12 protein-coding genes are annotated in these 13,811 nt (G+C 70.4%); 5 read left to right on the forward strand and 7 right to left on the reverse strand.

Features of this window, described 5'->3' with window-relative positions:
* Positions 1 to 107: 107 nt before the first annotated feature.
* Positions 108 to 458: a hypothetical protein gene (locus ACFVH5_RS35380; protein ID WP_385837783.1), complete on the reverse strand. Its 351-nt coding sequence runs from the start codon at positions 456 to 458 to the stop codon at positions 108 to 110.
* A gap of 405 nt (positions 459 to 863) precedes the next feature.
* Here ACFVH5_RS35380 and ACFVH5_RS35385 point away from each other — a divergent pair, with 405 nt between their 5' ends.
* Both ACFVH5_RS35385 and ACFVH5_RS35390 read left to right on the forward strand, forming a co-directional pair.
* The gene (locus ACFVH5_RS35385; protein ID WP_385837784.1) at positions 864 to 1,859 is read left to right on the forward strand and encodes an intradiol ring-cleavage dioxygenase; all 996 of its coding nucleotides are present in this window, start codon (positions 864 to 866) and stop codon (positions 1,857 to 1,859) included.
* 237 nt (positions 1,860 to 2,096) lie between these two features.
* The gene (locus ACFVH5_RS35390) at positions 2,097 to 2,540 is read left to right on the forward strand and encodes a hypothetical protein (RefSeq protein ID WP_385837786.1); all 444 of its coding nucleotides are present in this window, start codon (positions 2,097 to 2,099) and stop codon (positions 2,538 to 2,540) included.
* On the opposite strand, the gene ACFVH5_RS35395 is transcribed toward ACFVH5_RS35390, so the two are convergent.
* Positions 2,528 to 3,004, reverse strand: coding sequence for a hypothetical protein (locus ACFVH5_RS35395; RefSeq protein ID WP_384803659.1), 477 nt, complete (start codon positions 3,002 to 3,004; stop codon positions 2,528 to 2,530). The two genes, ACFVH5_RS35390 and ACFVH5_RS35395, sit on opposite strands and share 13 nt — an antisense overlap.
* 140 nt (positions 3,005 to 3,144) lie before the next feature.
* On the opposite strand from ACFVH5_RS35395, the gene ACFVH5_RS35400 reads away from it, so the two are divergent.
* The gene (locus tag ACFVH5_RS35400; RefSeq protein ID WP_385837794.1) at positions 3,145 to 4,062 is read left to right on the forward strand and encodes a DUF3152 domain-containing protein; all 918 of its coding nucleotides are present in this window, start codon (positions 3,145 to 3,147) and stop codon (positions 4,060 to 4,062) included.
* A 69-nt stretch (positions 4,063 to 4,131) separates the two neighbouring features.
* Here the strand turns inward: ACFVH5_RS35400 and ACFVH5_RS35405 are convergent, their stop codons facing one another.
* From ACFVH5_RS35405 to ACFVH5_RS35420, 4 genes are all read right to left on the reverse strand, one after another.
* On the reverse strand, positions 4,132 to 4,377 hold the full coding sequence (locus tag ACFVH5_RS35405; RefSeq protein WP_385837787.1) for a hypothetical protein: 246 nt from the start codon (positions 4,375 to 4,377) through the stop codon (positions 4,132 to 4,134).
* 104 nt (positions 4,378 to 4,481) lie between these two features.
* Positions 4,482 to 5,426: a hypothetical protein gene (locus ACFVH5_RS35410; protein WP_385837788.1), complete on the reverse strand. Its 945-nt coding sequence runs from the start codon at positions 5,424 to 5,426 to the stop codon at positions 4,482 to 4,484.
* 314 nt (positions 5,427 to 5,740) lie between these two features.
* Entirely contained in the window at positions 5,741 to 7,465 is a 1,725-nt protein-coding gene (gene metG, locus ACFVH5_RS35415) for a methionine--tRNA ligase (RefSeq protein ID WP_385837790.1), read from the reverse strand.
* 165 nt (positions 7,466 to 7,630) lie between these two features.
* Positions 7,631 to 9,364: a VWA domain-containing protein gene (locus ACFVH5_RS35420; RefSeq protein ID WP_385837791.1), complete on the reverse strand. Its 1,734-nt coding sequence runs from the start codon at positions 9,362 to 9,364 to the stop codon at positions 7,631 to 7,633.
* Between the two features lie 237 nt (positions 9,365 to 9,601).
* Here ACFVH5_RS35420 and ACFVH5_RS35425 point away from each other — a divergent pair, with 237 nt between their 5' ends.
* Positions 9,602 to 11,719 carry an alkaline phosphatase PhoX gene (locus tag ACFVH5_RS35425; protein ID WP_385837792.1) on the forward strand — a complete coding sequence of 706 codons (2,118 nt, stop codon included), beginning with the start codon at positions 9,602 to 9,604 and terminating at the stop codon, positions 11,717 to 11,719.
* Between the two features lie 196 nt (positions 11,720 to 11,915).
* Here ACFVH5_RS35425 and ACFVH5_RS35430 read toward each other — a convergent pair whose 3' ends face one another.
* Entirely contained in the window at positions 11,916 to 12,839 is a 924-nt protein-coding gene (locus ACFVH5_RS35430) for a LysR substrate-binding domain-containing protein (protein WP_384803644.1), read from the reverse strand.
* A gap of 186 nt (positions 12,840 to 13,025) precedes the next feature.
* Between ACFVH5_RS35430 and snpA the strand changes: the two genes are divergently transcribed.
* Positions 13,026 to 13,703 carry a snapalysin gene (gene snpA / locus ACFVH5_RS35435; protein ID WP_384803642.1) on the forward strand — a complete coding sequence of 226 codons (678 nt, stop codon included), beginning with the start codon at positions 13,026 to 13,028 and terminating at the stop codon, positions 13,701 to 13,703.
* Positions 13,704 to 13,811 lie beyond the last annotated feature (108 nt).

Below are 13,811 nucleotides of genomic sequence, written 5' to 3' on the forward strand. Positions count from 1 at the left end.
CTTTTTGTTTCTCACCCCCCCGCGCGCGGCCGGCCCGGCCCCCCCCCCGCGGGGGGGGGGGGGGGGGCCCCCCCCGGGGCCGGGGGCCCCCCCCGCCCCACGGCCGTTCACCGCCCGGGGCCGGCCGGCTCGTCCGTGTCGGGGAAAGATCCGTCCCGGAAGGGCTCGTCGTCCGGAAGGGGCGGGAGCCGTAGGTCGGCCGGGGCCGGGCCCTGGTCGTGGCTCCGGGCGTAGCGGTGCATGCGCACCTCCAGGTTCATACGCCGGGACTCCTTGCCGAGCCGGCGCTTCTCGCGACGCCCGGCCTCGTCGTCGTCCAGCTCGTGGTACCGGCGACGGGTCTCCCAGAAGGCGCGCTCCTGGGCGGCTGCCGCCTCTCCGGGTGTGAGGGCGGCGGGGCCCCCACGACTGCCGTCGGGTTCGGCCCACTCGTCCGACTCGTATGACTCGTCTGCCATGAGGCACACAGTGGCATGGCATGGACCGCCGAGGACGACGAGTGACCCTGCACAGCGACTGTGCCGACGCCGCGCGCGACTGTTCCCGGCCAAAGCGCCGCCGATCGCGAACGGGCCGCCGACGACCTGCTCACCCCGCTCGCCGACGCGCTGGGCCGGGTGGATCGGGCGGCCTCGGTCCGTGACATGTCGAGGCGGGCGGCCGAGACGCGCGGCAGCCGTTGAGCCGCGGCCGTCGGTGCGCCGTCGGTGAGACTTGGCCGTCGAGCGCTGTCGAGTCTCGGTCGCGGTCTCGGTCGCGGCCGATCGATTCGCGCCACGTTTCGCAGGCGAACGGTAATCCACAGTCCGCGCCCACGTTGTTGACAGCCTTCTTACCTAACTTCCTCGCTCATGACGGGAAACATGACAGGAAGCCAGTCGGCCCAAGGGCCGAAACACAAGCGGAATGTGACGCGGCGCAAGGTGGTCGTGGCAGGTGGCGCGGCGGTCGCCGCAGTGGGCGTGGGCGGCACGATCGCCGCGACCGCGAACGCCGGCCAGACGGCCGCGAGCGCGCAGGGCGCGTCGGCGAGCGCGACCTCGACGGCCGCGGAGGGCTGCTACAAGCTCACCTCGGAGACCACCGAGGGGCCGTACTACATCGATGCCGACAAGCTCCGGCAGGACATCACCGAGGACAGAGAGGGCATTGCGATGACCCTCCGCCTCAAGGTGATCGACAACGAGACCTGCAAGCCCATCAAGAACGCCGCGGTGGACATCTGGCACTGTGACGCGCTGGGTCTCTACTCCGGTTACGAGGACTCCTCCGGCGGTGGTGGCGGCACGCCTCCCACCGGGGCGCCCACCGACGTGCCCACCGACACACCGACGGGCACACCGACCGGTCCCCCGCCCGGCGGTGGCGGCGGCCACCAGGATCCCACCGACGACAAGCGCTACCTGCGCGGCACGTGGAAGACGGACAAGCAGGGGTTCGTCACCTTCAAGACGGTCTTCCCCGGCTGGTACCGGGGCCGTTGCGTCCACATCCACACCAAGGTGCATGTCGGCGGCACCTGGACGGACGCCGGCTACGAGGGCGGGAACACCTGCCACACCGGCCAGTTCTTCTTCGACGAGGAGTCGGTGCTCGCCTCGGCGGAGGTCGAGCCGTACTCCACGTCGACGACCGAGCGCACGACGCTCACCGAGGACACGATCTACGACCAGTCCGGTACGGCCGGCGGTCTCCTGAAACTCAAGTACAAGAAGAACGCCATCGCGAAGGGCGTGCTCGGCTCCATCACGATGGGCGTCGACCCGGACGCGACGCACGAGGGCACGGACGACGCGGTGCAGCCGGGGGCGACGGCGTCGGCGACGACCTCGGACACGGCTTCGGCTTCGGCGAGTTGAGCGGGTTGAGCGTCGGCTGAGCCGGCCGCACAAGAGCGCGTACGGCGAATGGGCCCGGGACGAGGGACGTGCCGGGCCCATTGGGGTGGTCAGGGCGATCAGAGTGGCCGGGGTGATCAGGTGACCCACAGGGTGTTCGTCGAGTGGGCACAGGAGCAGGGCGTCTGATGGTGGGTGCGAGGGTGAGGGCACCCCGCGGGACACCGGCGGCGCCGGACGAGATCACCGGAGGAGAACATGGGATTCGCCGTGCTGCTCGCACTGTTGCTGATCGCCGGAGCGGTGGTCGCGAGGCGTCGCTGGAGCCGGACGCGCGGACTGTCCGCCCCGTCCGATCTGTCCGACCTGTCCGGCCTGGACGCGGAGGCCGACGCCAACCGCTGGGTGGTCCGGCTGGGGGCAGGCGTGTCGGCGCTCGACGACGTACGCACGCGGACAGAAGTGAGGGCGGACGGGATGGCGGCGCAGGCGCTGTCGGACGCCTCCGAACGGCTGCGCACGGCCCGGGCGGAACTGACCACGGCCCGTACGGCGGCCGAGTACGCCCTGGTGAAAAGGACGGCAGCCGAGGGCCTGGACCATGTCCGCAGGGCCCGTACCTCCCTCGGCCCGGACCAGGCCGACGTGGAGGCGCGGCGGAGCGAGGCGGGGCGGGTGCGGCGGAGTGCTCAGGTGTCGTAGGTGCCGTTCCAGGGCGGGCCGAAGCCGAGGCGGTCGGGGTACAGCTCGGCCCAGGGTTCGCCGTCGTCCTCGCCGGTCAGCAGACCGAACAGCACGCCGTCGCGGGTGAGTCGGAAGGGGCGTACCGCGATGTCCGTGTAACGGCGCCGAGGGAGGCTCCGGAGCAACTTCGCGAGATGAGCCTGTGCTTGGGAGAGGACCGAGTCGGGCCCCTGCGGATTGCGCTGCTGCTCGGCCCAACTGCCGGCGCACCAGATTTCCGAGTCACGGTGACGACCCTCGGTATCGAAGGTGTGGAGCACCGTGAAGAGTCGTTTGTGCTCTTCCCAGCCGTCGTCGGGGCGGTAATCCTCGGGGAAGGCGTAGGTGACCGATCCCAGGAATTGCCCCTCCGCGTAGTGACCGATGGCATCGGTGCGGTGGCGCGGCTCGTACGCGATCGGGATGACCTGGGGAACTGCCATGACGAAACCATACGGATGAATCGTGCACATGCCAGGAGCGGGGTCCCGTAACGGGCGCGCGCCCAACTGGGCGTTATGGCTTCGTTATCCGCTGAGCCAGAACCCAACACCTCGCGTATTCACTCTTGATGCTCATGACCATGATCAACCGCCGCGCGACCAAGCCGTCCCCGACCGCGAGATCCCGACGCCGTCGCAGAGGCTCCGCAGGCGGCGGAGGCAGGGGAAAGGGACCCCTGCTGTGGGGCGTGGCGGCGCTGGCGGTGTTATCGGCGGCGGCGCTGGCGGTGAATGGGGGGAGCCCGGCGGCGTCCAGCTCGGACAACTCCGCCGGCTCCACCGACGAACCGGCGGCAGCGGGCGAGGCGTCGAACCGGCCCTCACCCGAGAGCAAGCCCAGCGCGAGCCCGGCAGACTCACCAAACGAGGAATCCCCGGACTCGGTCTCCTCCCCCTCCCCATCCCTCTCCTCCTCGTCCTCCCCTTCGATCCCCGCGTCGGGGCCCGGGACGTTCACCACGGCCGGTGGCGGGAGCGGAACCGTGGGAAAGGGCGCCCGCACGCTGCGCTACAAGGTCGTCGTCGAGAAGGGCCTCGCGCAGTCAGCGGCGGAAGTGGCGGGTCAGGTGGAGGACGTACTGGCAGACCGACGAGGCTGGACGGCGGACGGCCGATCGGGCTTCAAGCGGGTCTCGACGGGTACGGCCGACTTCGTCGTACGCCTCGCCACACCGGGAACGGTCGACGAGATCTGCGGTCGCTACGGCCTGAACACGCGTGGCGAGGTCAACTGCAGTGTCGGCAAGGACGTGGTGGTCAACCTCAAACGCTGGCTGCTGGCGACGCCTGTCTACGCCGATGACGTGACCGCGTACCGCGCCCTCATCATCAACCACGAGGTGGGCCACTTCCTGGGCCACGACCACGTGACATGCCCCGGCCCGGGCAAACCGGCCCCGGCGATGATGCAACAGATCAAGGGAATGCGGGGCTGCACCCCGAACGTCTGGCCGTACGACGAGAAGGGGCGGTTGGTCACGGGGCCGAGGGTGCCGTGAGCGAGGCCTTCGCCCCCGTGACCTGCCCCCGCCGGGTCGGGGCGGGGGCATTGTCGGGTTCTGACGCGGCTAGTCGTCGGTGAAGATCGCGTCGGCGGAGGGGACCACGGCGGCGCGTCGCAGCCAGTGGCGCAGGCTTTCGAGGTCGACGCAGCTGGTGACGCGCTCTCGGACGGCTTCGGGGACGTCGATGCCGCGCGCCTCGAAGACGATCAGAATGTTCTGCGCCCGGCTTTCGGCTAGGACCTCGGCCCGGGCTTGGGCGCGTGCTTCTTCGGAGGCGGACGACGTGTAGAAGGCGGGGTCCTCGAACATCAGGGCTCTCCGTGCTTGTGTGAGGCGCCCAAGATGCAGGCCGGGCCATGCGTCAATACTGGGCCAGCCATGTAGTCCTCGCGACTCTGCCCCATCACGCTGGGCTAGTCGTCGGTGAAGATCGCGTCGGCGGAGGGGGCCACGGCGGCGCGTCGCACCCAGTGGCGCAGGCTTTGGGGGTCGACGCAGTTGGTGATGCGTTCCCGGACGGCCTCGGGGACGTCGATTCCGCGTGCCTCGAAGACATCCAGGAGGGCCTCGGCCCGGCTTTCCGCCCGGACCTCAGCCCGGACCTCAGCCTGGACCTCGGCCCGGACCTCCGCCCGGGCCTCCTCGCGGACCTCCGCCCGGGCCTCCTCGCGGACTTCTTCGAAGATGGGTGACTTGTAGAAAGAAAGGTCCACGGCCACGAGTGTCCTCCAAAGTGCCGCGGCGGGCAGCTTGCCCAGGCCGCGTGAGATGAATTCGATGACTGGGTTCTTGACCGTGTCCGGTTCGTCCCGCAGAACGGTGGTCACTGCTTTGAGTATCGTCCCGATCTCAGGGCCCTTTGCATGGGTGATCGCGGACAGTGTCGCGAGCGCGAGATCCTTGCGTGCCTCCGCCGCACTGGTGATCACCGGCATGTTGTGCGGCCCCGCGACCAGCGGGCGCAGGGTGAGCAACGGCCATTGGGGTGGCCCGAACTGGACCGGCTGTTCTGCCCATTTGGCCGTCGCGTGGTCCTGGCAGACGACCAGCAGCATCGGCTGCAACCGGTACTTCGCGAGCAGGTACGAGGCGTAGTACGCCCAGCTCGCCGACTTGTCCGGGTCCTTCTTGCCCTGGGCCTCGATGGCGACCAGGAGCGGTTCGTCGTCCTCCGTCTCCAGCCGCAGCAACGTGTCGACGCGGCGTTCGAGCGGGCTGGCCTCGGTGAGGTCGGTCGGCATGAGTGTGACCGAGGTGGGCGGAGCGAAGTCGACGCCGAGCACCTTGGACACCCCGGAGAAGAGGTCCGGGTGGTCCTGAAAGATGCGGTGCATCGCCTCGTGCGGCGCGCTGACCATGAGGGTTCCTGGCGGTGTGAGATATGCCGCTGGCGCATGCCAGAAGCAGGTTGCAGTGGGAGCGTAAGGCCCCAAAGCGACCTGATAACTACACAGTTGGGGATATTCACCCGCCCGAGTGAGCGTCCGCCGTCAGCGGCGCTGAAGTAGCCGACGGCGAGGGCGAACTGGATAGCGCCCCTCAGGGTCCATGCGACGGATGCGGCGCGGCTCTTCGGCGAGGAGTGGCGGTTCCGCGTACGCGAACGGGGTGGTCCGGCACCGTCGTTGTGCGGTGTCCGGCCACCCCGGCCGTCGGAGGGGGAGCGGAGTTGTTACTCCGGCGCTCCGCCGAAGCGCTCCTTGTACGTTTCCAGGTCCTCGTCCGTGATCTTGGCGAAGAGGACCGGGGGGACCGTGAAGGGGGTGCCCGCGGGGAGGGCCGTCAGGGACTTGGCCTCCTCCTGGGTGACCCAGGTCGCCGTGTCGTCGGGCAGGGCGAAGGCCGCGCGCATGGCCGCCGACGAGGACGGGATGAAGGGTTCCGAGACCACCGCGTACAGGTGGATCAGGTTCATCGCCGTGCGGAGCGTGAGCGCCGCGCCCTCCGGGTTCGTCTTGATCTCCAGCCAGGGGGCCTTCTCCTCCAGGTAGGAGTTGCCCGCCGACCACAGGGCGCGCAGCGCCGCCGCCGCCTTGCGGAACTGGAGCGCCTCCATCTGGGTCTCGTAGTCGGAGAGCAGCGAGGCGATCTCCTCGCCGAGCTTCGCCTCCGGCCCGCCCGCCTCCGCGCCCGCCGGGACCTCCTCGCCGAAGCGCTTCTTCGAGAAGGACAGGACGCGGTTGACGAAGTTGCCGAGGGTGTCGGCCAGGTCCTTGTTCACCGTCGCCGTGAAGTGCTCCCACGTGAACGACGAGTCGTCCGACTCGGGGGCGTTGGCGATGAGGAAGTAGCGCCAGTAGTCCGCGGGCAGGATGTCGAGCGCCTGGTCGGTGAAGACGCCCCGCTTCTGCGAGGTGGAGAACTTACCGCCGTAGTACGTCAGCCAGTTGAAGGCCTTGAGCTGGTCGACCTTCTTCCACGGCTCCCGTACGCCCATCTCCGTCGCGGGGAACATCACACTGTGGAAGGGGACGTTGTCCTTCGCCATGAACTCCGTGTACCGCACGTCCGACGCGCCCGCCGGCTCGTACCACCACGACTTCCAGTCCCGGTTCTCCTCCGGAGCCGCGTCCGCCCACTCCTTCGTCGCCCCGATGTACTCGATCGGCGCGTCGAACCAGACGTAGAACACCTTGCCGTCGGCGGCCAGCGTCGGCCACGTGTCGGCCGGGACCGGGACGCCCCAGTCCAGGTCACGGGTGATCGCGCGGTCGTGCAGGCCCTCGGTCAGCCACTTGCGGGCGATCGAGGACGCGAGCTGCGGCCACTCGTCCGCGACCTCGTCGATCCACGCCTCGACCTCGCCCTGCAGCTTCGACTGGAGGAGGAAGAGGTGCGTCGTCTCGCGTACTTCGAGTTCCGTCGAACCCGAGATCGCCGAGCGCGGGTTGATCAGGTCCGTGGGGTCCAGGACGCGCGTGCAGTTCTCGCACTGGTCGCCGCGCGCCTTGTCGTAACCGCAGTGCGGGCACGTGCCCTCGACGTAACGGTCCGGCAGGAAGCGGCCGTCGGCCGGCGAGTACACCTGCCGGATCGCGCGCTCCTCGATGAAGCCGTTCTCGTTCAGCCGGCGGGCGAAGTGCTGCGTCAGCTCCGCGTTCTGCGGGGAGGAGCTGCGGCCGAAGTGGTCGAAGGCGAGCGCGAAGCCGTCGTAGATCGCCTTCTGCGCGTCGTGCGCTCCGGCGCAGAATTCGGCGACCGGGAGGCCCTGCTCCTTCGCCGCCAGTTCGGCCGGGGTGCCGTGCTCGTCCGTCGCGCAGATGTAGAGGACATCGTGGCCGCGCTGGCGGAGGTACCTGGCGTACACGTCCGCCGGGAGCATGGACCCCACCATGTTGCCCAGGTGCTTGATCCCGTTGATGTACGGAAGGGCGCTGGTGATGAGGTGTCGAGCCATTGCGGGCTGCTCCCGAGTCGCTACGTGGGGTGACGTCCGGTCGAGTAGTGCTTTCGACTTTCGGCCGTCTTACGAACCTTGAAATCGTAGCCGACATGGGTGGGCCGCCCGCTCCTCGTTTTATGGGACGAGAAGGGGCGGCCCGGGTGACGCTGTGGCGTGGGGTTACGGGCGCCAGTTCGCCAGTACGCCCTCGTAGATCTCCGCGTCCGTGAGCTCGCGGGGTGTCGGGCCCGCGTGGAAGAACGCGGTGTTGTCCGACTTCAGCTTGCGGAGGTAGTCGAAGGCCTTGTTGTCCTGCTCGCCGAACGCGACGAAGGAGAAGAAGAGGCCGGGGTGGCTCTTCGCCGCCGACGTCAGGGCCTGGGTGGCCGGGGTCTTGGCGTCCGGGGCGCCGTCCGTCTGGAAGACGACCAGGCCGGGCTCCGCGGGGGTGCCCGACTTCTCGTGCAGGGCGATCACTTCCTCCACGGCCGCGTGATAGCTCGTACGGCCCATGCGGCCGAGGCCCGCGTGGAGTTCGTCGATCTTGTTGTCGTGCTCGGCGAGCGTGAGTTCGCCGGTGCCGTCCAGCTCGGTGGAGAAGAAGACGACCTGGACGTTCGCTGCCGGCGTGAGGTGGGCCGCGAGGGCGAGGGTCTGCTCGCCGAGCGCCTGCGCGGAGCCGTCCTTGTAGTACGGGCGCATCGACGAGGAGCGATCGAGGACCAGGTAGACCTTGGCGCGGGCGTCGGTGAGGTTCTGGTTCGCCAGGGCGGTGGCGGCTGCCTTGTACGCGCTGAGGAGGGCGGGGGCCTGGGCGGCGACCGCGTCCTCACCGCCGACGGGCCCGGCCGCGGCTTCGGGGGCCGCCTCGATCTCGGGGGCCGCTGCGGTCTCGGGGGCCGACGGCTTCTCGGCCTCTGCCGCGAGGGGCTCGGGTGCCTTTTCCGGTGCCGGTGTCGGCTCCGGGGTCACCTCTGCGACGGCTGCCTCGGCCTCGGCCGCCGCCTCGGAGGCCTCCTCGGCGGCTGCGGCCTCGACCTCGGGCTCCGGCTCGACGGCCGGCTCGGGCTCGGGCTCCGGGACGAGCTGGATGACCAGCTCGGGTTCGGCCACGGCCGCGGCGACGATGACGGGCTCGGGTTCGGCCACTGCCTTCGCGGGCTCCGCCTTCGCCGGCTCGGGCTCCGGCGTCACCTCGGCCGCGACGGGCTCGGGCGACGGCTCCGGCTCCGGTGCCGTCTCGATGACGGGCTCCGGCTCGGCCTCGGCCTTCGCGGGCTCGGGCACCACGACGGGCTCCGGCTCAGCCTTCGCTGCAGGCGCCGCCTCGGGCTCCGCCTCCACGACGGGCTCAGCCTTCGCTTCCGGCTCAGCCTTCGTCTCGGGCTCGGCCTCCGCGACAGGCTTCGCCTCAGCCTCAGCCACAACCTCAGCTTCAGCTTCCGCCACAGCCTCGGCGGCGGCCACAACCTCGGCCTCGGCGGCAGCCTCAGCGTCCGCCTTGGCCGCAGCCGAAGCCGTAGCCTCGGGGGCAGCCTCTGTCTTCGCCTCCGGCTCTGCCGTTGCCTTCGGCTCAGCCTGCGCCGCAGGCGGTGTCGTCTGCTTCGGGACCGTCACGTTGTCGAACGCCGCCGAGACCAGGTCGTCCACCGAGGACGCCTTCTTCTCGGGCTTGCGCTCGGCCTGACGCTCGGCCTGTCGCTCCGGCGCGGCCTCGGGCTCGCGCTCCGCGGCCGGTGCGGGGACAGAGACCTCAGGCTCGGCTGCCGCAGGCGTGGGCTCGGGAGCCGTCTCCTGCCGGGCCGCCGGCACGGTCGGCTCGGCGGCGGCAGATGCGGAAGGGACCGCGGCATCGGCAGCGTCCCCCTTGCGTGACTTTCCGAACGCATTCCGCAGGCGGGTGAGAATGCCCATGTGCGCAACCCTTCGCATGAGTTGGTTCCGTCAATCCCTGGCCAGGACGGACACGTAAGGTTAGCCGCCAGGGCCGAAGATCTTTATCAGGCCCAAACATGGACCCGGTTCCCGCACGCCTGTCGGGGTCAAAGCCCTTTTGGCAGGGCCCAGTTCACTCTCCGTTCACCTTGCGTCCGCGCTCTCGCACGCGCGTGCCCCTAGCGTCTCGCCAGACACAGACATAGGGGAGGGAACGTGCGCAACCTGCTGCCTCTGCTCGGCTCGACCGGTTCACACCCGGGCGGCCGTTCCGAGATGACCTGCCGGTACCGCTGTGGTGATGCCTGCTTCCACCCGGCGCCCAACACCAGCGCCAACGAATACGTCGGCGACGTCATCGCCGGAGCACTCAGCCGTCGTTCGATGATGCGTGCCGCCGCCGCGGTGACCGTGACCACGGCGGCCGGCGGGGCGCTCGTCGGCGCGGGCGCGGCCCCGGCCGCCGCCCAGCCCGCCGAGGGCGCGGCGGCCACCTTCGGAACCGGTTCGCACGGCGCTCACGGCTCGCACGGCTCCCAGGGTTCGAAGGGCAAGGCCGCCCGCGGTCTGCGCTTCACCCCCGTCGCGCCCAACACCACCGACGCCGTCACCGTCCCCGAGGGCTACGGCCAGAACGTGGTCATCCGCTGGGGCGAGCCCATCCTGCGCGGTGCCCCCGCCTTCGACCCGGACCGGCAGACCGCGGCGGCGCAGGCCGGCCAGTTCGGCTACAACTGCGACTTCCTCGCCCTGCTCCCGCTGCCGGGCGAGCGTGGCCGTCAGCTGCTCGTGGCGAACCACGAGTACACGGACGAAGTCCTCATGTTCAAGGGCTACGACCCCGCGAACCCGACCCGCGAGCAGGCGGAGATCGCCTGGCAGGCCCACGGTCTGGGTGTCGTCGTGGTCGAGGAGGAGCGCAGGACGGGCAAGCTCACCGCCGTGCCCCGCCACCACCTCAACCGTCGTGTCACCGCGACCACCGAGTTCAGGGTGACCGGTCCGGCCGCGGGCTCGGCCCTCCTGAAGACCTCCGCCGACCCGACCGGCAAGAAGGTCCTCGGCACGCTCAACAACTGCGCCGGCGGCGAGACCCCCTGGGGCACGACGCTGCACGGCGAGGAGAACTTCAACCAGTACTTCGCCAACGCGAGCCGCACGACCGACGCGCGTTACGGCATCGGCACCGGCGCCACCGAGCGCAAGTGGGAGCGTTTCGACAAGCGTTTCGACGTCGCCCAGGAGCCGAACGAGGTCCACCGCTTCGGCTACATCGTCGAGCTGGACCCGTACGACCCGACCTCGACGCCCCGCAAGCGGACCGCGCTCGGGCGGTTCAAGCACGAGGGCGCGACGATCCGTCTCACGGACGACGGCCGCCCGGTCGCCTACACCGGCGACGACGAGCGCTTCGACTACATGTACAAGTTCGTGGGCAGCAAGCGGATGCGCCACGGCAACAGCCGCGCCGCCCGCGAGCACAACCTGACCCTCCTCGACGAGGGCACGCTGTACGTCGCCAAGCTCACCGGCGACTCCCCGGCGATCGAGATCGACGGCACCGGCAAGCTCCCCTCCGACGGCGAGTTCGACGGCGGCGGTACGTGGATCCCGCTGGCCACCGCCACCGCGAAGGGCGCCGTCTCGCACGTCCCCGGCATGACCGCCGAGGAGGTGTACGTCTTCACGCGCCTCGCCGGTGACAAGGTGGGCGCCACGAAGATGGACCGCCCGGAGGACATCCAGCCCTCCCCGCACACCGGCAAGGTGTACGTCGCCCTGACGAACAACACCAACCGCGGTGTCGGCTCCAACGCCAAGGCCGACGAGGCCAACCCGCGCAACGCCAACAAGCACGGGCACGTCCTGGAGCTGACCGAGCGCCGCAACCGCGCCGACGCCACCAGCTTCGGCTGGTCGCTGTTCCTGGTCGCGGGCGACCCGAAGGACCCGGCGACGTACTTCGCGGGCTACCCGAAGGACAAGGTCAGCCAGATCTCCTGCCCGGACAACGTGGCCTTCGACCCGCACGGCAACCTGTGGATCTCCACCGACGGCGCCCAGCTCGGCTCCCACGACGGCCTGTTCGGCGTGGCGACCAAGGGCGACCGGCGCGGTGAGCTGAAGCAGTTCCTGACCGTGCCGAAGGGCGCCGAGACCTGCGGCCCGCTCGTCCAGGACCGCCGCGTCCTCGTGGCGGTCCAGCACCCGGGCGAGATCACGGGCGCGACCGTCGAGAACCCGGCGAGCGTCTGGCCCGACGGCCCCGGCAAGATCGTCCGCCCGTCGGTGGTCTCGGTCTGGCGCAAGGACGGCGAGGACATCGGCGTTTGATGTGCCCATGGGCAGGGGCGCCTTCTGGAAAGAGGGCGCCCCTGCCTCTCGTCTTTTGCCTTCAGGGCGGCGGGGAACTGCTTGCTTGGAAGGGCACGGGCAACCGCCGGCTTTCAGGGGCGCGGGGAACTGCGCGACCAGCCCCCACCGGCCCGCACCCGACGCACGACCGTCACCCCGCCCCCCGGGACCGTCGCTACACCCCCACCAGATCCAGCCACTCCCCATAGCCGGGGGCGTCCCGCGCAACCTCCGCGTACGCCTCCCACAGTTCGGGGAACACAAGGTCCAACTCCCCCTCCGTACGCGCCGCGAGCACCAGCCGGACCCCCAGCGGATCCCCCTGGATCCGCCGCACCGCCATCTCCGGCCGCGGCTGGCACGTCGGCTGGCACACCGTGACGACCTCGCCGGTCGCGACCAGCGAGGCGGCCGTGTGGTAGTCCCCGTGCAGCACCCGCGGCCGCAGCCCGGCCGCCCGCAGCATGCGGTGCACGGCGTCCCACTCGCCGTCGACCGTCGGATCGATCATCCACCGGTCCCCGGCCAGGTCGGTGAGCCGGACCTCCGTCCGCGCGGCGGCCGGATGGTCGGCCGGCAGCGAGACGAACTGCGGCTCGCGGTCGACCAGGACGCGCAGCGCCAGCCCGTCCGGGATGCGCAGCGGGCTGCCCTCCACCTCGTGCACGAAGGCCACGTCGAGCCGCCCGGCGGCGAGCATGCGCAGCAGGGCGTTCGGGGAGACGTCCATCTGCAGGACCGGTTCGCGCTGGCGGGCACGCAGCCGGCGCAGCCAGCCCGCGAGGGCGCGGCTCGCGGTGGAGCCGATACGGAGCTGGGGCCCGTCGGCGTCCGTCGCGGCGGCCCGTGCCTCCGCGACCAGCGACCGCATTTCGGCCACGAGCGGGCGGGCGCGGCCCAGGACGACCAGGCCGAGCGGGGTCGGGCGGCAGCCGGTGCGTTCGCGGAGGAAGAGGGGGCCGCCGAGCTCCTGCTCGATGCGTTTGAGCTGGGTGCTCAACGAGGGCTGGGCCACGCCGAGCTGCCGGGCGGCCCGGTGCAGGCTGCCGGTGTCGGCTATGGCGCACAGTGCGCGGAGGTGCCTGACCTCAAGGTCCATGCCGCCGGAGCCTAAAACGGAAGTACAGCTTTCACCAGACGCACAAACCCCATCCAAATCAGGTGAGTCGGGCGATCGGTTTCGTACGGATAGCAGTGTCCTATCGCCTGTTGGCATCATCACAGCCGCCTCACAGACGCCGAAACTCCTCGGTGACGACTTCACCCCCCACGCAAGGAGTCATCGATGCGACTGTCCACACCCATGCTCTCCGCCGCGCTCGGTCTCGGCCTCACGGCGGCGGCGCTCGGTACGGTCCCGGCCTCGGCGGCCCAGGCGCCGGAGCCGGCGTCCACCACCTCCGTCGCCTCCCTGGCGGGCGCGGGCTACAGCGGTTCCGGCGAAGAGGCGAAGGCCAACGAGGCCTTCTTCGAAGCCGTGCTGAAGTCCGTGGCCGAGAAGCGCGCCGCGAACCCGACGTCCGCCGCCGCCGTCACCGTGGTCTACAACGCCTCGGCGGCGCCGTCCTTCGCCACCCAGATAGCCCGCAGCACGTCGATCTGGAACAGCTCCGTCTCGAACGTCAAGCTCCAGGCCGGCAGCAGCGGCGCGAGCTTCACGTACCGCGAGGGCAACGACTCGCGCGGTTCGTACGCGTCCACGGACGGGCACGGCAGAGGGTACATATTCCTCGACTACGCGCAGAACCAGCAGTACGACTCCACGCGCGTCACCGCCCACGAGACCGGGCACGTGCTCGGACTCCCCGACCACTACTCCGGTCCGTGCAGTGAGCTGATGTCGGGCGGCGGACCGGGTACGTCCTGCACGAACTCGATCCCCAACAGCGCGGAGCGCTCCCGCGTGAACCAGCTGTGGGCCAACGGGCTCGCCAAGGCCCTGGCGAAGGTCAACCAGGACTGAGCCGGCAGTACTGATCCTGCGTCGGGGGGGGGGGGTGTGGGGGCCGCCCCCCCCCCACCCAGGGGCCCCCCGGGGCCCCCCCGGAGTTAAAAACAACCCCCCCCCACC

It is taken from the genome of Streptomyces sp. NPDC127119 (genome assembly GCF_042677425.1).
GTDB lineage: Bacteria > Actinomycetota > Actinomycetes > Streptomycetales > Streptomycetaceae > Streptomyces.

Coding starts and splice junctions, on each gene's coding strand:
- ACFVH5_RS35395 (WP_384803659.1), bottom strand. CDS start 3,004: ATGGCAGTTCCCCAGGTCATCCCGATCGCGTACGAGCCGCGCCACCGC.
- ACFVH5_RS35385 (WP_385837784.1), top strand. CDS start 864: ATGACAGGAAGCCAGTCGGCCCAAGGGCCGAAACACAAGCGGAATGTG.
- ACFVH5_RS35420 (WP_385837791.1), bottom strand. CDS start 9,364: ATGGGCATTCTCACCCGCCTGCGGAATGCGTTCGGAAAGTCACGCAAG.
- snpA (WP_384803642.1), top strand. CDS start 13,026: ATGCGACTGTCCACACCCATGCTCTCCGCCGCGCTCGGTCTCGGCCTC.
- metG (WP_385837790.1), bottom strand. CDS start 7,465: ATGGCTCGACACCTCATCACCAGCGCCCTTCCGTACATCAACGGGATC.
- ACFVH5_RS35430 (WP_384803644.1), bottom strand. CDS start 12,839: ATGGACCTTGAGGTCAGGCACCTCCGCGCACTGTGCGCCATAGCCGAC.
- ACFVH5_RS35410 (WP_385837788.1), bottom strand. CDS start 5,426: ATGGTCAGCGCGCCGCACGAGGCGATGCACCGCATCTTTCAGGACCAC.
- ACFVH5_RS35390 (WP_385837786.1), top strand. CDS start 2,097: ATGGGATTCGCCGTGCTGCTCGCACTGTTGCTGATCGCCGGAGCGGTG.
- ACFVH5_RS35405 (WP_385837787.1), bottom strand. CDS start 4,377: ATGTTCGAGGACCCCGCCTTCTACACGTCGTCCGCCTCCGAAGAAGCA.
- ACFVH5_RS35400 (WP_385837794.1), top strand. CDS start 3,145: ATGATCAACCGCCGCGCGACCAAGCCGTCCCCGACCGCGAGATCCCGA.
- ACFVH5_RS35380 (WP_385837783.1), bottom strand. CDS start 458: ATGGCAGACGAGTCATACGAGTCGGACGAGTGGGCCGAACCCGACGGC.